25 protein-coding genes are annotated in these 22,728 nt (G+C 66.8%); 15 read left to right on the forward strand and 10 right to left on the reverse strand.

The genetic code is table 11. The features are described from left to right. Nucleotides 1–36 precede the first annotated feature (36 nt). The 11 genes from AADJ02_RS07750 to AADJ02_RS07800 all read left to right on the forward strand — a co-directional run bounded on the left by AADJ02_RS07750 (nt 37) and on the right by AADJ02_RS07800 (nt 10,207). Nucleotides 37–1,344: a flagellar hook-basal body complex protein gene (locus AADJ02_RS07750; RefSeq protein WP_341212417.1), complete on the forward strand. Its 1,308-nt coding sequence runs from the start codon at nt 37–39 to the stop codon at nt 1,342–1,344. A gap of 52 nt (nt 1,345–1,396) precedes the next feature. Beyond that, entirely contained in the window at nt 1,397–2,812 is a 1,416-nt protein-coding gene (flgK, locus tag AADJ02_RS07755; RefSeq protein ID WP_341212418.1) for a flagellar hook-associated protein FlgK, read from the forward strand. A 12-nt stretch (nt 2,813–2,824) separates the two neighbouring features. Then, nucleotides 2,825–3,886 carry a flagellin gene (locus AADJ02_RS07760; protein ID WP_341212419.1) on the forward strand — a complete coding sequence of 354 codons (1,062 nt, stop codon included), beginning with the start codon at nt 2,825–2,827 and terminating at the stop codon, nt 3,884–3,886. 120 nt (nt 3,887–4,006) lie between these two features. After that, nucleotides 4,007–5,122 (forward strand): flagellar basal body P-ring protein FlgI, encoded by a 1,116-nt coding sequence (locus AADJ02_RS07765; RefSeq protein ID WP_341212420.1) that lies wholly within the window; start codon nt 4,007–4,009, stop codon nt 5,120–5,122. Next, nucleotides 5,122–5,439, forward strand: a complete 318-nt coding sequence (locus tag AADJ02_RS07770) for a rod-binding protein (RefSeq protein WP_341212421.1) — start codon at nt 5,122–5,124, stop codon at nt 5,437–5,439. Before AADJ02_RS07765 ends, AADJ02_RS07770 begins: the two co-directional genes overlap by 1 nt. Beyond that, nucleotides 5,436–5,846 carry a hypothetical protein gene (locus tag AADJ02_RS07775; protein ID WP_341212422.1) on the forward strand — a complete coding sequence of 137 codons (411 nt, stop codon included), beginning with the start codon at nt 5,436–5,438 and terminating at the stop codon, nt 5,844–5,846. Before AADJ02_RS07770 ends, AADJ02_RS07775 begins: the two co-directional genes overlap by 4 nt. Before the next feature lie 107 nt (nt 5,847–5,953). After that, nucleotides 5,954–6,907: a flagellin gene (locus AADJ02_RS07780; protein ID WP_341212423.1), complete on the forward strand. Its 954-nt coding sequence runs from the start codon at nt 5,954–5,956 to the stop codon at nt 6,905–6,907. 488 nt (nt 6,908–7,395) lie between these two features. Continuing rightward, nucleotides 7,396–8,343, forward strand: a complete 948-nt coding sequence (locus AADJ02_RS07785; protein WP_341212424.1) for a flagellin — start codon at nt 7,396–7,398, stop codon at nt 8,341–8,343. A 154-nt stretch (nt 8,344–8,497) separates the two neighbouring features. Next, nucleotides 8,498–8,905: a flagellar biosynthesis regulator FlaF gene (locus AADJ02_RS07790; protein ID WP_341212425.1), complete on the forward strand. Its 408-nt coding sequence runs from the start codon at nt 8,498–8,500 to the stop codon at nt 8,903–8,905. 1 nt (nt 8,906) lies between these two features. Beyond that, nucleotides 8,907–9,386, forward strand: coding sequence for a flagellar biosynthesis repressor FlbT (locus AADJ02_RS07795; RefSeq protein WP_341212426.1), 480 nt, complete (start codon nt 8,907–8,909; stop codon nt 9,384–9,386). Beyond that, entirely contained in the window at nt 9,383–10,207 is an 825-nt protein-coding gene (locus AADJ02_RS07800) for a DUF1217 domain-containing protein (RefSeq protein ID WP_341212427.1), read from the forward strand. Before AADJ02_RS07795 ends, AADJ02_RS07800 begins: the two co-directional genes overlap by 4 nt. 51 nt (nt 10,208–10,258) lie before the next feature. Here the strand turns inward: AADJ02_RS07800 and AADJ02_RS07805 are convergent, their stop codons facing one another. From AADJ02_RS07805 to fliF, 5 genes are read right to left on the reverse strand one after another with little or no spacing between them, the layout of a single operon-like run. Then, a complete protein-coding gene (locus AADJ02_RS07805) occupies nt 10,259–11,344 on the reverse strand; it encodes a flagellar motor switch protein FliG (protein ID WP_341212428.1) in 1,086 nt (361 codons plus the stop codon). A gap of 2 nt (nt 11,345–11,346) precedes the next feature. Beyond that, complete coding sequence (gene fliP, locus AADJ02_RS07810) at nt 11,347–12,162, reverse strand: flagellar type III secretion system pore protein FliP (protein WP_341212429.1); 816 nt, start codon at nt 12,160–12,162, stop codon at nt 11,347–11,349. An 8-nt stretch (nt 12,163–12,170) separates the two neighbouring features. Further along, a complete protein-coding gene (locus tag AADJ02_RS07815) occupies nt 12,171–12,530 on the reverse strand; it encodes a FliM/FliN family flagellar motor switch protein (protein WP_341212430.1) in 360 nt (119 codons plus the stop codon). Beyond that, complete coding sequence (locus tag AADJ02_RS07820) at nt 12,527–13,177, reverse strand: FliH/SctL family protein (RefSeq protein WP_341212431.1); 651 nt, start codon at nt 13,175–13,177, stop codon at nt 12,527–12,529. Before AADJ02_RS07820 ends, AADJ02_RS07815 begins: the two co-directional genes overlap by 4 nt. Nucleotide 13,178: 1 nt before the next feature. After that, complete coding sequence (gene fliF / locus AADJ02_RS07825) at nt 13,179–14,888, reverse strand: flagellar basal-body MS-ring/collar protein FliF (protein ID WP_341212432.1); 1,710 nt, start codon at nt 14,886–14,888, stop codon at nt 13,179–13,181. Between the two features lie 143 nt (nt 14,889–15,031). On the opposite strand from fliF, the gene AADJ02_RS07830 reads away from it, so the two are divergent. Genes AADJ02_RS07830 through AADJ02_RS07845 form a run of 4 tightly spaced genes read left to right on the forward strand, consistent with a single transcriptional unit; the run spans nt 15,032 to nt 17,613 of the window. Then, complete coding sequence (locus tag AADJ02_RS07830; protein ID WP_341212433.1) at nt 15,032–15,607, forward strand: flagellar basal body-associated FliL family protein; 576 nt, start codon at nt 15,032–15,034, stop codon at nt 15,605–15,607. Nucleotides 15,608–15,618: 11 nt separating this feature from the next. Continuing rightward, a complete protein-coding gene (locus tag AADJ02_RS07835) occupies nt 15,619–16,575 on the forward strand; it encodes a FliM/FliN family flagellar motor switch protein (protein ID WP_341212434.1) in 957 nt (318 codons plus the stop codon). Further along, nucleotides 16,559–16,963 (forward strand): flagellar motor switch protein, encoded by a 405-nt coding sequence (locus AADJ02_RS07840; protein ID WP_341212435.1) that lies wholly within the window; start codon nt 16,559–16,561, stop codon nt 16,961–16,963. The genes AADJ02_RS07835 and AADJ02_RS07840 overlap by 17 nt, the downstream gene beginning before the upstream one ends. Next, nucleotides 16,960–17,613, forward strand: coding sequence for a hypothetical protein (locus tag AADJ02_RS07845; protein ID WP_341212436.1), 654 nt, complete (start codon nt 16,960–16,962; stop codon nt 17,611–17,613). The genes AADJ02_RS07840 and AADJ02_RS07845 overlap by 4 nt, the downstream gene beginning before the upstream one ends. A 3-nt stretch (nt 17,614–17,616) precedes the next feature. Here the strand turns inward: AADJ02_RS07845 and flhB are convergent, their stop codons facing one another. From flhB to AADJ02_RS07870, 5 genes are read right to left on the reverse strand one after another with little or no spacing between them, the layout of a single operon-like run. After that, on the reverse strand, nt 17,617–18,738 hold the full coding sequence (gene flhB, locus AADJ02_RS07850; protein ID WP_341212437.1) for a flagellar biosynthesis protein FlhB: 1,122 nt from the start codon (nt 18,736–18,738) through the stop codon (nt 17,617–17,619). Nucleotides 18,739–18,747: 9 nt separating this feature from the next. Continuing rightward, nucleotides 18,748–19,503, reverse strand: coding sequence for a flagellar biosynthetic protein FliR (locus AADJ02_RS07855; protein ID WP_341212438.1), 756 nt, complete (start codon nt 19,501–19,503; stop codon nt 18,748–18,750). A gap of 3 nt (nt 19,504–19,506) precedes the next feature. After that, the gene (flhA, locus tag AADJ02_RS07860; protein ID WP_341212439.1) at nt 19,507–21,609 is read right to left on the reverse strand and encodes a flagellar biosynthesis protein FlhA; all 2,103 of its coding nucleotides are present in this window, start codon (nt 21,607–21,609) and stop codon (nt 19,507–19,509) included. Between the two features lie 7 nt (nt 21,610–21,616). Beyond that, entirely contained in the window at nt 21,617–22,447 is an 831-nt protein-coding gene (locus tag AADJ02_RS07865; RefSeq protein ID WP_341212440.1) for a lytic transglycosylase domain-containing protein, read from the reverse strand. Further along, nucleotides 22,444–22,713 (reverse strand): flagellar biosynthetic protein FliQ, encoded by a 270-nt coding sequence (locus AADJ02_RS07870; RefSeq protein WP_021694172.1) that lies wholly within the window; start codon nt 22,711–22,713, stop codon nt 22,444–22,446. The genes AADJ02_RS07865 and AADJ02_RS07870 overlap by 4 nt, the downstream gene beginning before the upstream one ends. Nucleotides 22,714–22,728: the final 15 nt, after the last annotated feature.

Here is a 22,728-nt window from a genome sequence, read left to right on the forward strand (position 1 = left end):
AAGCCCCGGCGGCACAACAAACGAAGGACAGTCAGGATGAGCATTTCCTACGCCATGCAGACCGGCGTCAGCGGTCTTCGGGCCAATTCGACCGCTGTCGGCCGGATTTCGGAGAACATCGCCAACGCCAATACCGACGGCTATCGGCGCAGCTTCGTGCAGATGGTGACGACGAGCACGCTGAGCAATTCTGCCGGCGTCTCGCCCTCGGGCGTACGGGCGGCGCAGGGGGCGGATGTCTCGACCGAAGGGGCGGTGCGCGCCACCAACAGCTCGACCGACCTCGCGATCGGCGGTGCCGGCTTCTTCGTGGTGAGCAAGCAGCCCAATGAGACCAACGAGGCCAACTTCTTCCTGACCCGGGCGGGCTCGTTCCTGCCGGACGAAAACGGCGATCTGCGGAACGCGGCGGGCTATTACCTCTCGGGCTTTCCCTATGATCAGACCGCGTCGCTGGGCAACATCGACCGCAACCAGTTCGGCGATCTGAAGACCGTCAATCTGGGCAGCCTGTCGCAGACCGGATCGCCCACCGGCAACATGACCGTGAGCGGCAACATCCCCGCCCAGCAGACCGGGCTGGCCACACCGGGCGAGCCCTTCATGAGTTCGGCTGAGTATTATTCGCCTTTGGGCGAGGCCGAGCGGATGCAGCTGTCCTGGCAGCCCACCGACGTCTCCAGCCGCTGGGTGCTATCGATGTCCGGATCGGACGGGGCGCAGTACGGCGATGTGACGGTTGATTTCCACGACAGCGGCCCGCTCGCCGGGGCGCCGCGCGCCTATTCCGCCGCCACCTCGACCGCGACCGCGCCCGCGGGCTTTGCGTTCAACGCAGCCACCGGCACCGCGACGCTGACGATCGACAACGGCACCGTGCCGCAGACCATCGAGGTCTCGATCGGCGCGCCCGACACCCACACCGGCATGACCCAGTTCGCGGGCGACTACTCGGCGCTCAAGATCGGTGCCGACGGGGCCGAGAGCGGCGTGCTGGTGCGCACCGAGATCGACGAGCGCGGCGACGTCTACGGCGTGTTCAACAACGGCAGCCGCAAGCCGCTCTACAACATCCCGCTGGCCGAAGTGGCCAACCCCGACGGCCTGTTGGCCGCCGATGGCAACGCCTACGCGCTGTCGCGCCAATCGGGCAAGTTCAGCCTGAACCAGGCCGGGCAGGGCTCGGCGGGAACGTTGACGGCGGGGGCGCTGGAAAGCTCCAACGTCGAGGTGGCGCAGGAGCTGACCGATCTGATCAGGACCCAGCGGGCCTATTCCTCGAACGCCAAGATCGTCACCACGGTCGACGAGATGCTCCAGGAAACGACGAACCTGAAGCGCTAAGCCTGGCAGGCGGCAGCAGAATGCGCCGCGCCTCTCTCTGAAGGAGTGCAGAATGAGCATTACCGCCGCCTTCTCCGCCAGCCGCAGTGGCCTCGCCGCCGCGGAGCGCTGGTCGGAAACGACGTCGAGCAACATCGCGAACGCGTCAAACCCGGGCTATTCCCGGCGCAGCGCACCGATGACGACCTTGCCCGGCGGCGGCGTCGCGGTCACGGGCTATGCCCGTGCCGTCGACGACCGCCTCGAACAGGCGCACCGGCTGGAAATTTCGCGCGTGGCTGGCCGCGAAGTCGTCGCCTCCGCGCTTGAAAGCCATGCCGCCCTTTTGGGCGACATCGATTCCTCCACCGGTCTGCATGGCCGCCTCGGGACGCTGCAAAGCTCGCTCGACGCCGTGGCCTCGGACCCGGCCCAGCCCGCGCTGCAGGAGAACGCCGTGCGCGCCGCGATCGCCATGGCATCGACCCTGCGCGATGCCGCCGACAGCCTGGCACGGGTCGAGACCAACGCCCGCGCCGGCGTGCGCGACGACGTGAGCCAGATCAACAGCCAGTTGGTCGAGATCGTCGAGATCAACCGTAAGATCAGCGGCGAATACGGCCCGACCGAGCGCCGTGCATCGCTCGAAGACAGCCTCTCGGCCAAGCTCGACGCGTTGAGCGAAGTGCTTGACGTCCGCACCAGCTTCGACGCCTCGGGCCGGATCTCGATCTTCACCACGGGCGGCGCGCCGCTGGTCGAGAACAACACCGCCCACAAGCTGGAGTTCGACGGACAGACCGATCGCCTGATGGTCAGCGGCGTCGACGTGACCCCCGGCGTGACCGGATCGCGAGGCTCACAGGAAGGGCGCTTGGCCGGACGGCTGAGCATGCTCACGGGCGACGTGCCGCGCATGCAGCTGCAGCTCGACGAGATGGCGCGCGCCCTCGTGCAGGGGTTCGAAGGGGCGGACGACACGATCGCTCCCGGTCAGGCCGGTCTGTTCACCGATCAGGGCGGCGCCTACTCGGCCGCCAATTTCGAAGGGCTGGCCACGCGGATCAGCGTCAACGACGCCGTGCGTTCGGACGCGGGCGGCGGGGCCTGGCGGCTGCGCGACGGCATCGGGGCCACGGCCCAAGGGGCGGCCTCGGATGGTCGCCGCGTGAACGGCTATGTCACGATGCTGGCGGATCGCACGAGCTTCGATGCGGCAGCCGGGCTGGGGCAGGAACGCAGCATCGCAGAATTCGCGGCCGGGCTGATCGCCGATCACCAGCAGATGCGCAACACGGCCCGCGACGATGTCGATTCGCTCTCGGCGGGACGCGACGCCGTCGAGGCGGCGTGGGCGTCGGTGCAGGGCGTCAACATCGACGAGGAGTTGCAGCAGCTCATGCTGATCGAGCAGAGCTATGCCGCCAACGCCACCGTCATGAAGACGCTGAACGAGATGATGGACACGCTGCTCGCGGCAGTCAGGTAAGGGAGAGCGACGATGATTTCGATGACCCGCAGCCTTGGCAGCCTGCAAAGCACGGTGGCCAGAACCCGCCAGATCGGCGAGCTCGATCGCAAGCTCGGCGAAGCCGGAGCGGAGATGAGCACCAGCCGCAAGGCCGATGTGTACCGCGCGCTCGGCAACCGGTCGGCGGAGGCGCTGACCCTGCGCTCCGAGACCAAGCGGATGGAGGGCTTCGTTCTGTCGAACGAATTGCTCTCCTACCGCCTCGACACCGGCGCCCAGGCGCTTGGCGAGATCCGTTCGACGATCAGCGGCGTGCAGGATCTCGCCGCCCAGACCGGGGCCAACGGCCTGACGCGTGGCAAGGAGCTGCAGGCCGCCGCCCTTGCTGCGATCGACCAGCTTATCGGTCAGGCCAACCGCACCGTGCAGGGCAGCGCGCTCTTCGGGGGCCTCGACAGCGGCAAGCTGCCGCTGCAGCCGTGGGATCAGGCGAACCCGCGCAGCGGCCTCGCGCCGTCCGACGTGATCGCCGGGATCTATGGCGCGGGCCCGACCAACGCCGCCGATGCCGCCGCGATGGCGGACCGGCTGGTCGCGGTGTTTTCGACGGCCGGCGGCGCGGCCGAAGGCTTCGAGCAAACCTTCTACAACGGCAGCCCGGCCTCCGAGACGGGGCGTCTGTCGGCGCGGATCGACGTGGATGAGACGATCAATTACGGCGTGCAGGCCAACGACACGGGGATGCGCGAAACCCTGCGCGGTCTGGCGATGCTGGCGGCGGGCGACATCTCCGATATCGCCGATCCGGCCGCGCGCAAGCTCTGGTTCGACGAGGCCTTCAACGCACTGGGGGTCGGCGGCGAGGACATCCTGGCCGCCGAGAGCCGGATGGGCGCGCAGCATTCCCGCGTCAACGAATTGCGCGAATCGCAGGCGCTGCGGCTCGACCTCTACCGCAGCCAGACCGCCGCTCTCGAAGGCGCCGATCCCTACGAGGCCGCGACCCGGCTGAACCAGTTGGAGACGCAACTAGAGGCGACCTACGCGGTCACGGCCAAGCTCTCGAGGCTGTCGTTCCTGAACTACATGTGACCCGGCGACCATGCATAGATTGCTTAATTGCAACCAATGCATGGATTGTTGGACCTGTTCTTGTGAACAGGGCTCCGCTCTCGCTAGGGTGACGACGGCACCATCTGGCGGGAGCGGAACATGGCGACACGGGTTTGCAGGGCATGGCCCATCGTGTTTCTGGCGCTCGGACTGACGCAGGCACAGGCGCCGGCGGTCCGGGCCGAGGTGCGGATCAAGGACATCGCCCAGTTCGAGGGCGTGCGCGAGAACCAGCTCGTGGGCTACGGCCTCGTGGTCGGCCTCGCCGGCACGGGCGACAGCCTGCGCAACTCTCCCTTCACGCAACGCTCGATCGAAGGCATGCTGGAGCGTCTCGGCGTCGGCAACCTGACCGACGAGCAGATGCGCACCCAGAACACCGCCGCCGTCATGGTCACCGCCATGCTGCCGCCCTTCGCGCGGCGTGGCTCGACCATCGACGTCGTGGTCTCCTCGCTGGGCGACGCCTCCTCCTTGCGGGGTGGTACGCTGATCGTGACGCCGCTCACCGGCGCGGATGGCGAGGTCTATGCCGTGAGCCAAGGGCCGATCGCGGTCGCGGGCTACGCCGCCCAAGGGGCCAACGCCAGCATCGTCGAAGGCGTGCCCACGGTGGCGCGGATCGAGAACGGCGCCACGGTCGAGAATGAGATCGACTTCAAGATCAACGACATGAACAGCATCCGCATCGCGCTGCGCACGCCGGATTTCACCACGGCCGAGCGCATCGAGCAGGTGATCAACAACCGTCTCGGTGGCGGCGCCACGGCGCTTGATTCGGGCACCATCGAGGTGCGCCCGACCGACAAGACCGACATTCCGGGCCTGCTGGCCGAGATCGAGGGGCTGCGGGTGCAGCCCGACGCCATCGCCAAGGTGGTGATCGACGCCCGTTCGGGCACCATCGTGATCGGCGCCGACGTGCGCATCGCCGAGGTCGCAGTGAGCCAGGGCGGTCTCACTGTCATCGTCAAGGAAGAGATCGAGGTGAGCCAGCCCGAGCCGATCTCGATCGGCAACACAGTGGTGGTGCCGCAGACCGAGGTGACCGTGCAGGAGCAAGAGGCGCAGTTCTCGATCCTCGAGGGCGACGTCAGCCTGCAACGCCTCGTCGACGGGCTCAACGCCATCGGCGTCTCGGCCAGCCAAACCATTTCGATCCTGCAGGCCATCAAGGCCGCAGGCGCGCTTCACGCCGATCTGGAGATCATCTGATGGAGATCACACCCGGCCCGCTCTCGATCAAGCAGCTCGCCCGAACGCGTGCGCCCGATCCCGAGACCATGGCCACCGCCAAGAAGTTCGAAGAGATGTTCCTCGCCCAGACCGTCGACGAGATGCTCAAGAACGTCGACACCGGCAGCTTTGGTGGCGGCCATGCCGAAGAAACATGGCGCAGCTTTCTCGCGCGCGCTTTCGCCGAGCAGATCTCGGATCAGGGCAGCACCGGCATCGCCGAAAGCGTGGCCCGCGCCATCGGGGCCTACGGCGACGCGGGGCCTGAAGACACCGGACGGGGAGACGCGACATGAGCGGATTGCATATCGACGAGGTGAAGGCGGACATCGCGGCGCTGAGTGAACTCCTTGAGGCCGAAATCGCCGAGATTCGCGCGGGCCAGCTCTCGGGTGTCACGGATCGGCTCGACGCGAAGACCGCGCTCGCGGGGCGGCTCGATGGGGCAGGGCCGGTGATTGAGGCGGCGCTCGACGCGGATGACGAGGCATCCAATGCCTTGCGCGACGATCTCGCAGCACTTGGTGCCCTGATCGCGCGCGATGCGGCGATGCTCGGGCGGATGCGCGAGACCACGGCAGGCGTCGCGCGCGATCTGGAGCGACTGCGCGCCCGCCATGGGCTGGGCGGGCTATATGGCGCGGATGGGCACCGTAGCGCCAAGGACACACTGTCCCGCGCCCCCATGGATAAGTCGGTATAGCGCCACAAACGCGCCCCAATTCTTCTATTCAACCACAGTCATACCGCGGCGGTCATGCCGACTTCGTCAGAAAGACGATCGAACAGTTAGAACACTGGAGATCACCAATGTCTTCGATCATCACCAACAACTCTGCGATGTCCGCGCTCTCGACCCTGCGGAACATCAACACCAACCTGAACAGCACCCAGGACCGCATCTCGACCGGTCTCAAGGTGTCGTCGGGTAAAGATAACGCCGCCTACTTCGCCATCTCCGAGACGATGAAGGGCGACAGCGGCATGACCAAGGCGGTCAACGAAAGCCTGACCCTGACCAAGAACTCGGTCGCGACCGCGCGTCTCGGCGCCGAGCAGTTCTCGGATCTGGCGACAGAATTCCGCGACAAGGTTGCCTTCGCTCAGGAAAACAAGGGCGGTCTCGAAGAGATCGAAGCCGACCTGAAGCGTCTTGTGGCCGACATGGGCGCGATCATGTCGCAGTCGACCTTCAACGGTGATGACCTCGTCAACGCCGGTGGCAAGCGGGCCGACGGGACCGCCGCGGCCGCGGCCACCATCAGCGCCACGACGGGTGCGATCACGGCGGCTGCCGGTGTCACCGGAAGCGCCGCGGCTGCAGATCGCTCCGTGGTCAGTGGCGTAAGCCGCGACTCGGCCGGTGCCTTGAAAACGACCACCATCACCGTCTCGCCGGTCGATCTGTACGGGCAACTCGAGAAGTTCACTCTCATCGCCGGCAGCTTTGCGACAAACGCCGGGGATGCGACCAACGGCGAGGCCTTCCTCTCCGGCGTCCTGGGCGAGGCGGACAAGGCCACCAAGGCTTCGGTCGACGCGGCAACCTCGCTGGGTCAGTCCGAGAAGTCGATCGAGCGCCAGCAGGAGTTCCTGACCAAGCTCTCTGACAACCTCGACTCGGGCGTCGGCGCGATGGTCGACGCTAACATGGAAGAGGAAGCGGCGCGTCTGCAGTCCCTGCAGGTCCAGCAGCAGCTGGCATCGCAGTCGCTCTCGATCGCCAACCAGGCACCGCAGAACATCCTGAGCCTGTTCCGCTAAGACCGGCTTCACGGACGTTATCGCGGCCCGCCCTTCGGGGCGGGCCGTATCGATTCCAAGCCGGGCCCAAGCCGCTTTCCCCGCACGACGCAGGACAAGGGCGGCGCCGCCACGCGAACCTTGGAGGATAGTTGCCTGCTTCGCCACCGCACGACGATCCGCTCTCTCGGCACGGCGAGAGTGGTTCCGGTGGTGATCAGGGCGACGATTCAAGGCCGCGGTCGCGCGCAAGCTCAAGGTCGTTGCGCAAGCCAACCAGGGCTTCGGCGCGCGGTGCGAAACAGTCGTACCACCACTGATCCGGGCAAAGCGCATGGTCTCCGAAAACACCGTAACCTCCGGGACACGCTTTCGAATATCCTCAAGGATTAGTCGGAGCAGCGCCACAAACGCGCCCCAATTCATGGTTCTAACCATGCATATACCGCGGCGGTCATGCCGACTTCGTCAGAAAGACGATCGAACAGTAAGAACGCTGGAGAGCTAAAATGTCTTCGATCATCACCAACAACTCCGCAATGTCCGCCCTCTCGACCCTGCGGAACATCAACAATAACCTGAACACCACTCAGGACCGCATCTCGACCGGCCTCAAGGTGTCCTCGGGCAAAGACAACGCCGCCTACTTCGCGATCTCCGAGACGATGAAGGGCGACAGCGGCATGACCAAGGCGGTCAACGAAAGCCTGACCCTGACCAAGAACTCGGTCGCAACCGCGCGTCTCGGCGCCGAGCAGTTCTCGGATCTGGCAACGGAATTCCGCGACAAGGTCGCCTTCGCCCAGGAGAACAAGGGCGGTCTCGACGAGATCGAAGCCGACCTGACTCGTCTGGTGGCCGACATGGGCGCGATCCTCTCCCAGTCGACCTTCAACGGCGATGACTTGGTAAACGCTGGCGGCAAACAGACGGACGGCACCACTGACGCGTCGGGCGACAGCTCTTTCACTGCCGCAGGTGTCTATGCTGCTGAAGGTACCGCGAGCGGTGCGGCGGCTGAGCGGACGGTCATCACCGGCGTTAGCCGTGACAGCGCTGGTAACCTCACCACGACGTCCATCAAGGTTGCGCCGGTGGATCTGAACGCTCAGAAAGAGATGTTCCGTGCGATCGCCGATGGCTTCTCTGGGAAGGCAGGCTCGGCGACTGGTGAGGCCTACCTCTCGGCGGTTCTGACCAAGGCCGACGAAGCGACCAAGGCCACGGTCGACGCGGCCACCTCTCTGGGTCAATCCGAGAAGTCGATCGAGCGCCAGCAGGAGTTCCTGACCAAGCTCTCCGACAACCTCGACTCGGGCGTCGGCGCGATGGTCGATGCGAACATGGAAGAGGAAGCGGCGCGTCTGCAGGCACTGCAGGTCCAGCAGCAGCTGGCGTCGCAGTCGCTCTCGATCGCCAACCAGGCACCGCAGAACATCCTGAGCCTGTTCCGCTAAGACCTGACGCGGCCCGCCTTTCGGGGCGGGCCGCAACCGGACCCCTCCAGCAGATTTCGACCGGCTGACGCGCCTGTGCGATCCTCGGGTTGCCGCAGCGCCGGCCTTCACCGCCCCCGCCAGAAGCGCGGGGCCCTGAGCGAGAGCAGAACGCATGAGCATCGCCGCCTACAAGACCACCATCCGCGAAAGCGAAACCCCCCGCCAGATCGAGCGCCGCGTGCTGAGCCGCGTCACCGGACAGCTGGCCGCCCGCGCCGAAGCCTATGACCGCGCCGAGAGCATGCGCGACCGTGGCACGCTTCTGGCCGAAGGGCTGCGCGACGATCTCGCGACCAATCAGAAATTCTGGAACGAGCTGAAGTTCGATCTGTCGCAGCCCAAGAACGCGCTGCCGACCGATCTGCGCGCCGGGCTCATCTCTCTCGCCATGTGGGTCGATCGACAGACCAGCAGCGTGATGGGCGGCAGCGCCGGTGTCGGCGCGCTCGTCGACATCAACCGCTCGATCGTCGCCGGCCTCGCAGGCCAAGGGTCGGTCGCGACCGCCGAGGTGGCGTGACATGGCTTTGAAACTCACTCTCAAGCCCGATGAGCGGATCATCGTCAACGGCTGCATGATGCGCAACTCGTCGCGCCGCCACGTGCTGACCATCGAAAGCCAGGCCGACGTGGTCCGCGGCCACGATCTGCTCGACGCCGACGCCCCGGTGACACCGGTGACCCGCGTCTATTACCTGATCCAGACCGCGCTCATCCAAAGCGCCGTCCGCGAGGATCTGGTCCCGGTGATCCAGCGGCAGCTCGCCGATCTCGCGACGACCTTTGGCAGCCAGAGCCTCGGCCACATCTTCGATGCGGCGAACTACGTCTCCATCGGCGACTACTACAAGGCCATGCGGGCGCTGCGCCCGGTGATCGCGCATGAGACCGAGCTGTTCGAGCGGATCGCGGCACGCGCCAAGGCCGATCTCACGGCAATCGAGGCGGACATGGCGCCGAGCGCCCCCCGCGCGCAGCCTGAACGCAGGGTGCAGGGGTGATCAGCCTTTCGGGTCTCAACACTCGGATGGGTCTTCAGCTGGTGGACGCCACGCGCGACCGCCAGCTCGACATGATCCGTAACAGTGCTCAGGACAAGCGCGCCATCGCCGCATTCGAGTCGCGAATCGGCAATGTCGAGACCGTCGATCAGCTGATGGAGGATCGCGAGCTCTATGTCTTCGTGATGAAGGCCTTCGACCTCGAGGATCAGATCTTTGGCAAGGCGCTGATCAAGAAATTGCTGAAGAGCGATGCCGACGATCCCAAGTCCTTGGTCAATCGTCTGACGGATGCGCGCTTCAAGGAAATGCATACGAAGCTCGGATTCAAGGACAACGGCACGCGGAACTCGCTGACAGATTCCAGCTTCTGGCAAAAGACGATCGTCAACAGGTATGTCGAGCAGCGGTTCGAGAATGCACAGGCCGACCAGAACGAGAAGGTGGGGACGGTCCTCGAGTTCCGGCGCAAGGCCGAGACCGTCAAGAACTGGTTCGACGTGCTCAAGGATCCGGAAATGACCGAGTTCATGCGCACCTCGCTCGGTGTGCCCTCGAGCGTCGCCGGTCTGAACATCGACAAACAGGTCGAGCTGTTCAAGGCGAAGTTCGACATCAGCAAGCTCAAGGACCCGGCCGAACTCGCGAAGCTCGAGCGCAAATACGTCTCGATCACGGATGCGAAGACTGGCGTGAACACGGCCTCGAACGCGGCGCTGGCTTTGATGAGTGCCGCCGTCAGCGCCGGGGCGGGGGGGCAGTTCACCCCGATCACCCTCGACATCACCGCCGTGACATTGTTGCGCCGCAACACCTACTGACGGATCCCCCGGGGCGCAGGGCGCGCGCCCCGGGGGGGGGGGGACGGCACCTCACTCCAGGATTTCTTCGTCCTCGTCGCCCGCGCTCGGAAGCTCGATCGAGCCGTCCTCGGCCAGTTGGCGCGTGAAGTCGACGATCATGGTCTGGGCGGCGCGCGCATCGCGGCCTCTGACCGGGCCCATCGTGTTCATCTCGTCGAGTAGCATGTCGCGCGCCCGCGAGGTCAGCGCGTCGAGGAAATGCGCGCGCATCTCCTTGCTGGCGCCGCGCAGGGCGAGGGGCAGGGTGTTGCCGGTCAGGCCCCGCATAACCCGCGCAAGGCTCTGCGCGTCGAGCCGGATCAGATCCTCGAAGGTAAACATCTTGGCCATGATCCCGTCGAGCGCTCCGGGTTTGCGGCCGTCGATCGCGGCCTGAAGCCCCTCGAACACGTCGCGGTCGAGCTTGTTGAACAGATCCGCCATGCGCTGCTCCATCTCGACGGCGCTGGACTGGCCTCCGGCCGACAGCATGTCGCTTTGCAGCGTCTCCTCGATCTGGGCCATCATCTTGGGCGGTACCGCTTCCATGCGGATCATCCGCTCGACCACCTCACCCATCATCGTCTCGCCCAAGAGCGGCAGCACCTTGGCCGCCACTTCGGTGTCGACGTTTGACAGGATCGCGGCGGCGGTCTGCTCGTGCTCGCCCTTGAGGTAGGTGGCGATGACGCTTTCGTTCATCGCCGAGAACCGGGCCCAGAGGTCGCGCTCCTTCATCGGGCCGCGGATGTCGCGCAGGATCGCCTCGACCTGTTCTTCGGGCAGAAAGGCGCGCAGCATGGCTTCGGCGGTGGCCAGAGATCCGACCACGCCGCCACCGCTGTCGACCCCTTCGGAGAACTCGGCCAGCACCGCTTCGACCAGCTCGGCCTGCACCACGCCGAGCCGGGCCACGGCGCGGGTGATCTTGGCGATGTCCTCGGGCGCCAGCTTGCGCATCAATTCGGAGCCGCGTTCCTCGCCAAGGCACAAAAACAGGATCGCCGCCTTTTCGGGTCCGCGCAGCCGCCTGAGCGGCGGGGTGGGGGGCGTCGCTGCGGCGCGGACGGGGCTTTGCTCGGGGCTGCGCGCGGGCGCGGCGGTCATCGCATTCATCGTCATCCTCCGGCCAAGGGCACGTAGCTTTCCATCAAGCTGCCCGCCAGCATGTACCAGCCGTCGATCAGCACGAAAAAGATCACCTTGAAGGGCAAGGAGATCAACACGGGCGGCAGCATCATCATGCCGGCGCTCATCAATATCGAAGCGACGATCAGGTCGATCGCCACGAAGGGCAGATAGATCAGGAAGCCGATCGAGAAGGCCCGGCGCAATTCCGAGATCATGAAGGCCGGGATCAGCGAACGCCAGCCCGCATCATCGGCGGTCTCTGGCACGGGCAGGGGTTCGGAGCCGTCGGCGCGCGCGGCGAGGCCTTGGAACAGCTCGAGATCGCGCGGGCGGGTGTTGGCGAACATGAATCCCTTGAAGGGATCGCCGATCCGCATGATCGCCTGCTCTTCGGTGATGGCGTTGTTCATCAAGGGCTGCAACCCGTCCTCCCAAGCCTCTTCGAAAACCGGCTGCATCACGAAGAAGGTCATGAACAGCGCCATCGACGACAGCACAACGTTGGGCGGCGTCTGGTTCAGGCCCAGCGCCGAGCGCAGGATCGAGAACACTATCACGAAGCGCGTGAAGCTGGTCATGATCATCAACAGGCCCGGCGCAATCGACAGCACCGTCATCAGCGCCACGAGCTGGATGATCCGCCCCGACAGCGAGGCCCGCTCGTCCGTGCCCGGGGCCGCGTCCGAGAACACGTCGCCCAACGCCCCGAGCACGCCCGCGCCGTCCTGCGCCGAGGCGGGCAGGGTTGGCAGGGCGATCAGCACGAGGGCCGCGATCGCGATCAAGTGGGGGGCGCGGGGCATCGGTTCTGTCAGTCGCCCGTCACATAGTCCTTGACGATCTCGGTGAGCGAGACGCCGATCCGCGCGTCGCCCAGCTTCACGAGATCGCCGCGCGCCACGAGGCGATCGTTGATGACGATCTCCACCGGCTCGCCGATGCGCTTGTCGAGCTCGATCACCGAACCGCGCCCGAACTTCAAAAGCTGCGCGATCGGCAGGCGTGCGTGGCCCAGCACGATCTGCACGTCGAGCCCGACGTTCATCATTGCCTCGATATTGCGTCCGCCCTTGGGGGCCTCGGCTTCGGGCGCGTCGTCGAACAGAGCGGCGGCGTCGTCCTCGATCTCGGGGAACTCGGCGCCGGTGGTCTTGGTGGGGGTCTCCGTCACGTGCGGTCCTCCGGTGTGGGGGTGGGACGGGCATGGGCCCGAAGGGTGTTCAGGATCTCGTCGCAGATCGCGGCGAAGCTGTAGTCGAGGCGCCCGCCGTCCCAAGCCACCCGGACATCGCCGGGGGCAAGGGTGGGATCGCCGGAAATGGTGGTGCGCGCCGCAATGCCGCGGCTCTCCACGAGATCGGTGACGTCGCGGTGCAGCGCCTGTGCGCCGTCGGGCAGGGCGATCTCGAGCCGCGCGGTGCCTAGGCCGAGCCGCAGGCCGCGACGGATCTGCGACAGCGTGCGGGCATGGGCGCGGTCCTCTAAGATCTCCGGCAGCACCTTCTCGGCGGTGGTGGCGGCATAGCCGAGGATCTGGCGCTCGAGAGCGGCGCGGTGCTCGGCCTGCGCGGCCATGACCGCATCGAGCCGCTGCGCGATCCGCTCGAGCGCGGCCGAGCGGGCCTCGGTCTCGGCGGCGCGCGCCTCGGCTTCGGCCTCGGCCCGGCCTTGCGCGTGGCCCTGTGCCAGCGCCTCGGCGCGCGCCTCGGCCACGGCGGCGAGCAGATCGTCATCGGAATGGCGCGCCTTGGCCAGCTGCACGACGGCGCGCCGCTCCTCGGCGATCTCGCGGTCGAAATCCCTGTCGAAGAGCGTCATCTCAGGCCTCCTCGGCCAGCCAGCCCTGAACGACCTTCAAGGAGGCCTCGGGCTCGTTCTCGACCATCTCGCCGACGGAGACGAGGTTGCGCATGCCGATCTTGCCGTCGACCGACGCGAGCGAGATCATTTCGTCGCCATCATAGGTCGCGAGTTGCTGCTCATAGGGCAGCATCGCCTGCTGGCCCGGACCACGCGCCCCGTTGACGGCCGCGGGCACGCCTCCTGCCGCCCCGGCCATGCCCGGCAGGGCCTGGGCCTGGGCCGGTGCGCCTTCAAAGCTCAGCTGACCGGCGCCGCCATTGGCCCCCGCGAGCGCCAGATCGGGCGCCACTTCGGGCAGGACGCGCCGCAGCATCGGGCGCAGGCCGAAGGCCAGCACCGCCGCCACCAGCGCCAAGGCGAAGGTGCCGCGCAGGATCGCGCCGAAGTTCTGGGCGATAGTCTGGCCAAGCGACAGGCCGATCGGCGCGCCGACATCCATCGAGTAATCCATGAAGCGCAGGCTGTCGACGGAGACGAGATCGCCGCGCGCCTCGTCATAGCCCACCGCCGAGCGGACCAACTGTCCGAGCCGCTCCAGCTCTTCGGGGCTGCGCTCCTCATAGACGGTCTCACCGTTGCCGGCGACGTTGTAGATGCCGTTGACCAGCACCGCGACCGAAATCCGCTCCACCGAGCCGGGCTCGCGCACGGTTTCGCTCTGGGTCGAGCCGATCTCGTAGTTGACGATCTCGTCGGTACGGGTCGAGGTCGAGGCGGATTGGTCGCCGTTGACGTCTCCGCCCAGTTCGGGGGGCAGGTTGTTGCCGACGCCCACCTCGGTCTGGGTGCCTTCGCGGTCCTGGTTCTCTTCCTGACGGGTCTCGGTCGAACGCACGACCTGCTGGTCGGGGTTGAAGCTCTGTTCGCGGATCACCTGCCGCTCGGTCGACAGATCGACATTGACCTGCACCCGCGCGTTGCCCGCGCCCACGCGGGCGGTCAGCATCTCGGTGATCGAGCGTTGCAGGCGTTCCTGCATCGAAGCGCCCGCCGCCTGCACGCCGGCGTCGCCCTCGGTTTCCTCCGACAGGATCGTCTCGCCGCTGGCCGACAGGACGGTGACGCGCGACTGTGCGAGGTCCGGCACGGCGGAGGCCACGAGCGCCCGGATCGCGAGGCCCTGACGGCGCGAGATCGACGAGGTGGCGCGACCGCGCACGATGACCGAGGCCGACGGCTCAGGGCGGGTGCGCGAGAAGGCCTCCCGCTCGGGCAGCACCAGATGCACGCGGGCCGCGTCGATGCCGTCGATGGTCTGGATCGAGCGGGCCAGCTCACCTTCGAGCGCGCGCAGGCGGCTGACCTGTTGCATGAAGCTGTTCATGCCGAGGCCCGAGGATTGATCGAAGATTTCCCAGCCCGCGCCGCCTTCGCCCGGAAGACCCTGTTCGGCCAAGGACATGCGCGCGCGCGCCACGTCGTCTTGCGGCACGTTGACGATCGTGCCGCCGCCCGACAGCTCGACCTCGAAACCGTCCTGCTCGAGCGCCGCGACGACGCGGCCCGCGGTGGCAAGCGACAGGTCGGAGTAGAGCGGCGCGAAGTTCGGCGCGAGCACGAGGTTCAACCCCACGAGCAGCGCCGCGACAAGACCGATGCCGGTGGCGCCGAGCGCGATCAGCCGAGGACGGCCCAGGGCCGAGAGGTTTTCGATGATGGACTGCACGCAAGGCCTCGCCGCTACGGGTCTTTGTCCCGAAACTATCCGCAATACAGGTCACGGAACAAGTATAGTCATGGATAAGTTCTTGCCTGTTCGGCCCAAAGAACACATATTGTCCATGTTCCGACGACCCAGCGGGAACCAAAATGACAGATGTGAATGCAAAGATGATTGGCAAGGAGAGCGGCGCCCGGCCGGGGCGACTGCGCCTGATCCTGCTCGTGCTGTTGTCGGTGATCGCCCTAGGCGGTGGCCTCGTCGCGGCGGTGGGGCCTGCACGCATCATGGAGTTGGCCGGGCTTGGCGGTGGCGATGATCCGGATCACGCCGAACAATCCGGCGCCGGAGAGGATCACGAGACCGCCCCCGAAGAAATCCGTTCGGCGCTGGCCGCGGATCCGTCGCGCATGGCGATGCCCTTCGAGGAAATCATCGTCAACATCACCGCGACCTCGGCCGCCGGTCGGCAGACCAGCCGGTTTCTCAAGCTCGATCTCGCGCTCATCTACGATTCGGCCGCCCCTGATGCTGCACGGCTGCAAGAGCGGCAGGTCTACATGCGCGACAGCTTTCAGGACTACCTGCGCACGCTCGACGAGCGCGACCTGCGCGGCAGCCTCGGGCTGGCGGACCTCAAGTCCGAACTGCTGCGCCGCGCCCGCGCCGTGTCGGGCGGCGAGGCCCCCCGCGAAATCCTCGTGTCCGACATGATCGTCCAGTAGGAATGACCTCCATGATCCAGCGCACGCTCCGTGAGCCCGAAGGTGGTCTCACTGATGGCAGCATCGAAGAGCAGATCATCCAGATGGCCTCGCTCAGCTACGAGCGCCTGCCGCTGCTGGAGGCGATCTTCGACCGCTATGCGCTGGCCTTGGGCAGCGCGTTCAAGACCTTTGCCGGGATGCCCTCCGAGGCAGTGCTGACGAAGTTCGACTATCTGCCCTGCGCCTCTGCGCTCGAGGCCATCGGCACCCCGGCCCTGACGGCGGTGGCGCGCGCCGAGCCTTGGGATGGGCGCATCGGCGTGTCGATGTCGCCCGACCTGTTGTTCTCGGTGCTCGAGATCATGCTGGGCGGTCGAGGCGGCAGCACGCAGGAGTGGAAGCCACGCAGCTTCACCGCGATCGAGCGGCGATTCGGTCAACGTCTGGCCGAAATGGTGCTGGCCGAGCTCGAAGCGGCCTTCGAGCCGGCGGGTGGCGTGAAATTCCGGGTCGATCATCTGGAAAGCAGCCCGACCAACGCGGTGCTGGCTCCGCCCAACGCTCCGGCGGTGCGGATCACCTTGAAGGTGAGCCTCGAGGATCGCGGCGGCACTTTGGATTTCGTGATCCCCGACAGCACCTTGGAGACCGTGCGGCCGATGCTGTCGCAGAACTTTCCGGGCGCCGATCTGGGCGGCGACAACGGCTGGCGCGAGGCTCTGGGCCGCTCGATCTCGGGCTCTGAGGCGCGGATCACCGCCGTGTTGCACGAGGTCCGTGTCGGTCTGCGCACGGTTCTCGACTGGGCACCCGGCGATGTCATTGACCTTGGGGTCGACATGGATCACGAGGCAACCGTATCGTGCAACGGTCAACCGATGTTTCGCGCCGCGATGGGGCGACGCAAGAACGGTGCGGTGGCGCTGCGCGTGACCGATGACCTCGGCGACCAAGAGAAGGAGCGCGCCGGTGACCTTGCTGATTGATGCGATGATCCTGGCGATGCTGGCGGGTGTCCTTGGCTATGCTTGGATGGTGGACCGCCGGGTGCGGCTCCTGATGGAGACGCTGCGCGAGCTTCAGCCGGTGATCACCGCCTATGCGGCGGCGGTCGACAAGTCCGAGGAATCCGTCCGCGACCTAAGCAGCATGGCGCGCAGCCTGACCGAGACCCCTGTGGCCGCCAAAACCCAGCCCGCCGCTGCCCGCGATGCCGCCGCCCCGCGCGCCGGTGACAAGGCCGGGCCGCGCGCTGGCGACAAGGTCGCGCGCGCCGCCCGCGCCCGCGCGCAGGCCGCGGGCGTCACCCGCGTCACCGGCAAGACCGAGCTGGTGCAGGGCTTTTTCGACAGCGTGCGAGAGCGCGATCAGTGAACACGCCGCGTCCCTTTCAGATCGTGCTCGGCGCGCTGGCGCTGGCCGGTGTCGCCAAGGCGGCGCTGCTGGTGGGTGACATCGGCGCGCCACGGATCGACGATGCTCCCGCGCGGCCCGGCATGTTCGTCGGCGCCGCCAACGCGGCGGCGGGCGACCCTGCGCCCGAGGACGCACCCGCACCGGCACCCGTCGCCCCCGCGATCCCCGAAAGCTGCGCCGCCCCTGAAGAGGTGTTGTCGGCCATCGCCACCGAGCGCGGCCTGTTGCACGAACAGCGTGCCGCGCTGGACGAGCGCGCCTCCGAGATAGCGCTGGCCGAGGAAACGCTGTCGATCGAGATGGCGCGGCTGGCGGAGCTGCGCGGCGAACTCGAAGGGCTGATGACCAAGATCGACGAGGCACGTCAGGCCGATGTCGCCCGTCTGGTGGCGCTCTATGTCAACATGAAGCCGCGCGAGGCCGCGACGATCATGAACGATCTCGACATCGAGGTCGCGGTGACGGTGTTGGGCGCCATGCCCGAGCGCGATGCCGCTCCGGTGCTCGCGGCGATGAACGTGGTGCGCGCGCAGGCGATCTCGATGATCATCCTCGAGCGCTCCAAGCTGCCGGGCGACCAGCGGCTCAACGGCATCCGACTCCAGTAATCGTCAGTCCTCCTCGCGCAGCGCCGAGCCTTCGGGCGGGGCGCGGCGGATGCGGCGCTTGAGATCCATGATGTAGCCGATGATCTCGGCCACCGCCTGCCAATGCTCGGCCGGGATCGCGTCGTCGACCTCGACCGCCGCATGCAGGGCGCGCGCCAACGGCTTGTTCTCCACGATGGTCACGTCGTTCTCGCGCGCGATCCGGCGGATCTGCGCGGCGATGAGATCGGCCCCCTTGGCGACACAGACCGGCGCGCGATCGAGCCCCGGCGTGTAGCGCAGCGCCACCGCGTAATGCGTTGGGTTGGTCAGCACCACGGTCGCCTGCGGCACCGCCGTGGCGATCCGCTGCTGCGAACGCTTGCGGCGGATCTGGGCGCGCTTGCCCTTGATATGCGGGTCGCCTTCGCTGTCCTTGTGCTCGTCGCGGATCTCCTTGAGGCTCATCCGCTGTTTGCGGATGTAATCCATCCGCTTCCAGATGATGTCGATCAGCGCCACCACCGCGAGAAAGGCGGTGGCCCCGATGAGCATGCGCACCACGGCGCCGCGCGCATGCGGCAGGAGCGTCTCGGGCGCAAAGCCCGGCGCCTGCCAGATGTCCATGACCGAAGAGCGCACCGCGAGCAGGGCGATCACCGTGATCACCGCGACCTTGGCGATGTTCTTGCCGAATTCGACGAAGGCATCGGCCGAGAACATCTTCTTGAAGCCCGAGCCGGGGTTGAGCTTCGACAGCTTGGGCTTGATCCGTTCCAGCGCCACCACGGTCTGGCCCTGGATCAGCACCCCGAACAGCGCCGCCAGCACCATCACCAGCACCACGGGCGCCAGCGTCGTCACCACCGTGCCCACGAGGGCCTGCGCCATGCCGCTGACATCGCGCAACCCTGCGGTGCCCGAGCCGATCTCGATGCTGCCCGCGGAATCGAGAAGCCCCGAAAGATCCCCCGCGAGCCGTGGCAGCAGCGAGGGCAGCAGGTAGAGCGAGATGATGAGCAGCGCGAAGGCGCTCATCATGTTGCCGGTTTCCTTTGAGGAGGGGACGTCGCCCTTTTCGCGCGCCTTGCGCAGCTTGGACTCGGTCGGCTCTTCGGTCTTGCTGCTCTTGTCTTCGTCCGACATCGCGCCCCCCTAGAAGCTGAAGCCCACGAGCCAGTCGCCCAGCGCCTGCACCGTCCCCGATAGCATGGCCGGACCCGCGAGCACGAGGCCCAACAGCCCGGTGGCGATCAGGATCGGTGCCGCCACGAAGAACACCGGCAGGCTCGGCATCGCGCGGTTGGCTAGCCCCATCCCGAGGTTGAGCACCAGCGACAGCACATAGAAGGGGGCGGCGAGCGAAACCCCGAGATAAAAGCTCTCGGCCACCGCGCGCACCATCTGCTGCGCCAGATCGCCCAGCATCAACCGACCCGGCGGAAACAGTTCGTAGCTGTCGAGCAGGGCCATGATCATCACATGGTGCAATTCGGTCGCGAAGATCAGCGCCACACCGGCCATCAGCAGCGCACCGGCGATCAGGGTCGAGCCTTCGAAGCTGCCCGTTCCGGGAGCGAAAGCGTTGGAGAGACCCGCCACCATGCCGACCTGATAGCCCGCAAATTGCAGCGCCGAGAACAGGATGCGCGCCATGGTGCCGATCCAGATCCCGATGGTCACCTCAATGGCGAACATCGACAACAAAACCACGGGGGCCGTATCGGCCAGCCCGCCGATTGGCGCCAGCGGGGCGATGGCCGCGCTGAGGGCGAGGCCGAACAACAGCCGATGCCGGGCCGGTATCGTCTGCTCACCAAACCCCGGCAGGAACATCAGTGCCGCGCCTAGCCGCGCGAAGACGAGGCCCGCGACCAACACCTGCGACACGAGAAACTCGGCCAGATCCAAACCCTAGCCGCCGATGGTGGCGACGGTGCGCAGCGCCGCCTTGCGATGCACCTCGTTGTGCGAGATCACCTGCGTCATCGGGCTCACACGTTCGAGCATGGAGCGCACGAAGCTGCGGACCTCGGGGCTGACCATCAGCGCGGGCCATTCGTCCTGCTGAGCGAAACGCTGGATCTCCTTGCGCGCCTCGAGCACGAACTCCTGCACACGCTGCGGCGACATCAGGAAATTGCGCTCGTCGCCGTTCATCCGCACCGCGCCGTTGAACTCGGTCTCCCACGACGACGACATGGTGATCACCGGCACGAAGCCCGAAGGGTCGGTCAGCGCGTGGCAGATCTGGTTCGACAGCCGCCGCCGCACGTGTTCGGTGATCAGCGTGACGGACGAGGTGGTGCGCCCGGCCTCGGCGATCGCCTCGACGATCAGCGGCAGGTTGCGGATCGAGATCCGCTCCAGAAGCAGCGCCTGCAGCACGTGCTGCACGAGGATGGTCGGGCTGGTGCCCGAAATTTCGCCCGCGAGCTTCTGATACGGGCGCGGCAGCCCCTCGATCAGCTCCTGCACCGCGCCATAGGTCAAAAGCTCGGGCATGTGCTGCTTGATGATCTCGGTCAGATGCGTGGTGATGACGCTCTCGGGATCGACCACGGTGCAGCCAGCCGCCTCGGCCTCGTCGGCGAGGGCCTGATCGACCCAGACCACCTCGAGCCCGAAGGTCGGGTCCTTGGTGCGCTGGCCCGGCAGCTCGATCCCTGCCTCGGCGGGGTTGATCACCATCATGCCGGTGGCGCGGATCTCGGAGGTGGCGGCGGCCACGCCCTGCACGGTGATGGCATAGCTATCGGCGGCGAGGCTCGGGTCGTCCTTGATCCGCACCGAGGGCAGCACGAAGCCGAAATCGCGCGCAAACAGATGGCGCAGGCTCTTGATCTTGCCCGGAAGCGCGGCGTCGGGGCGGTTGATCAGCGGCACCAGCGCGCCGCCGAGATCGAGCCGCAGGTCGTCGAGCTTCAGCGTCTGCTGAACGTCGTCCTCGGGGTCCTTGGTCGCGGCCTGCGCGCTCTCGACGGCTTGGACGGCCTCGCGCGCCACCCGCGCCTTGGCCTCGCGGTCCATCACATAGCCCAGACCCGCCATCATCGCCGCGAGGATGGCAAAGACGGGCAGGGGAAAGCCCGGCAGCAGGCCGATGCCGCACAAAAGCCCGGCGGCCATGTAGAGCGCCTTGGGAAACTTGCCGAGCTGCGCCAGAACCGCTTCGTTGGCCGCGCCCTCGGTGCCGCCCTTGGTGACGATGAGACCGGCGGCGAGCGAGACGATGAGCGCCGGGATCTGGCTCACCAGACCGTCGCCGATGGTCAGCGTGGTATAGACGTTGGCGGCCTCGCCGATCGGCAGACCGTGCTGCACGACGCCGATCAGAATGCCGCCGACGATGTTGATCATGGTGATGATCAGGCCCGCAACGGCGTCGCCGCGCACGAATTTGGACGCACCGTCCATCGCCCCGAAAAACCCGCTCTCGTCCTCGAGTTCCTTGCGGCGCTTCTTGGCCACGTCCTCGTCGATCAGACCCGCGCCGAGGTCGGCGTCGATCGCCATCTGCTTGCCCGGCATCGCGTCGAGCGAGAAGCGCGCCGCCACCTCGGCGATGCGGGTCGAGCCCTTGGAGATGACGATGAAGTTGATCACCACGAGGATCGCGAAGATCACGATGCCGATCACGAAGCTACCTGCGACGATGAAGCGCGAGAAGCCCTCGATCACGCCGCCGGCGGCCCCCGGCCCGGTGTGGCCCTGGCTCAGGATCAGCCGGGTCGAGGCAACGTTGAGCGACAGCCGCAGCATGGTGACCACGAGCAGGAGCGTCGGAAAGCTGTTGAAGTCGAGCGGCCGCGGGATCCACAGCGCCACCATCAGGATCAACGCCGAAAGCGCCAGCGACACCGCCAGCCCGAGGTCGAGAAGCACCGAAGGCAGCGGCACGAAGAGAACGGCGAGCACCGCCGTGACGCCGAGCGCGAAGCCCACGTCGCGGTTGGCGAGGCTCATGCTGAGCAGCGCCGACGGGGCCTTGATCTCGGGGGTGGGTTTCTGGCTCATGCGCGCCTCACGAGGATGGGGTGGTGAGGGACATCACCGGTCTGAGCGGCGCGTCGCTGTAGATGCCGAACCGCGCACCACTGCCGCCGCCGGTCTGGGCGCCGCCCGCCGACCAGCCACGACGCATCGATCCGGCACCGCGTTGGCGCGGCGTGGGCGCTGGGGCCAGCACGGGGCCGCCGGAAGCACCGGAAGCACCGGGGGCGGCGATGTCGCGAAATCCCGCGATCCGCTCGTTGGCGACCTCGATGTTGCGGCGTAGCGCCGCGAGATAGATGCCTTGTGCCTCGGGGGTGCGCGAATGATAGGCCCCCGCCGCGGCGGTCCAGTCGCCGAACTCATCGAACAGCCCGCGCAAGAAGCGCGCGGCATAATCGACGTTCTGCGCCGGATCGAATCCCTGTCTGGCATCGGCAAAAGCGTCGGGGTGCCAGCGCAGGTTGATCTGCATGCAGCCCACGTCGATGCTTTCGATGCCTGATGCGCGCCGCTCGGCGATCCAGCCCAGCGCCGCGTCGCGGCTCTCGAACAGGCGGCCTTCACCGGCGGCGTTCACCGCCCAGGGCCAGATCGTGAGATGGCCGCCGCGCGTCACCCCTGCCTCCTGAATGCCGATGGCCAGAAGCAGGTTGCCCGGGATGCGGTGGCGCAGCTGCGCACGCAGGATCTCGGCCACGCAGACACCGCGTTCGAGCGGGGCGCCGCGCGCGTCGCCACCCGCCACGGCGCGCGAAGCGCCCAGCGACTCGCTGCCGCGATAGAAATCGCCCCAGCCGGCGAGGCCGGGCCGGGGCACCAGCGCCGCGACTAGCGACAAGGCAAGCGCGAGGCGTTTCATGCGCCACCGCTCGCGATCAGGTCGAACACCCGGTCCGACAATCGCGTCAGCGTGGCATAGATGAAGGGGGTGGCTGCGAGCAGACCGAGAAAGATCGCCGCGATCTTGGGCACGAAAGTCAGGGTCATTTCCTGAATCTGGGTCAGCGCCTGAAAGAAGGCGATGACAAGGCCGACGCCCAGCGCCAGCGCAAGGATCGGGCCGGAGCCGATCAGCACCGTGAGGATCGTGTCCGACAGGATATCGTAGGTGTCGCTCTCGTTCATCGCCGCCCCCGCGTC

Source organism: uncultured Limimaricola sp. (genome assembly GCF_964022235.1).
Taxonomy (GTDB): Bacteria; Pseudomonadota; Alphaproteobacteria; order Rhodobacterales; family Rhodobacteraceae; genus Limimaricola.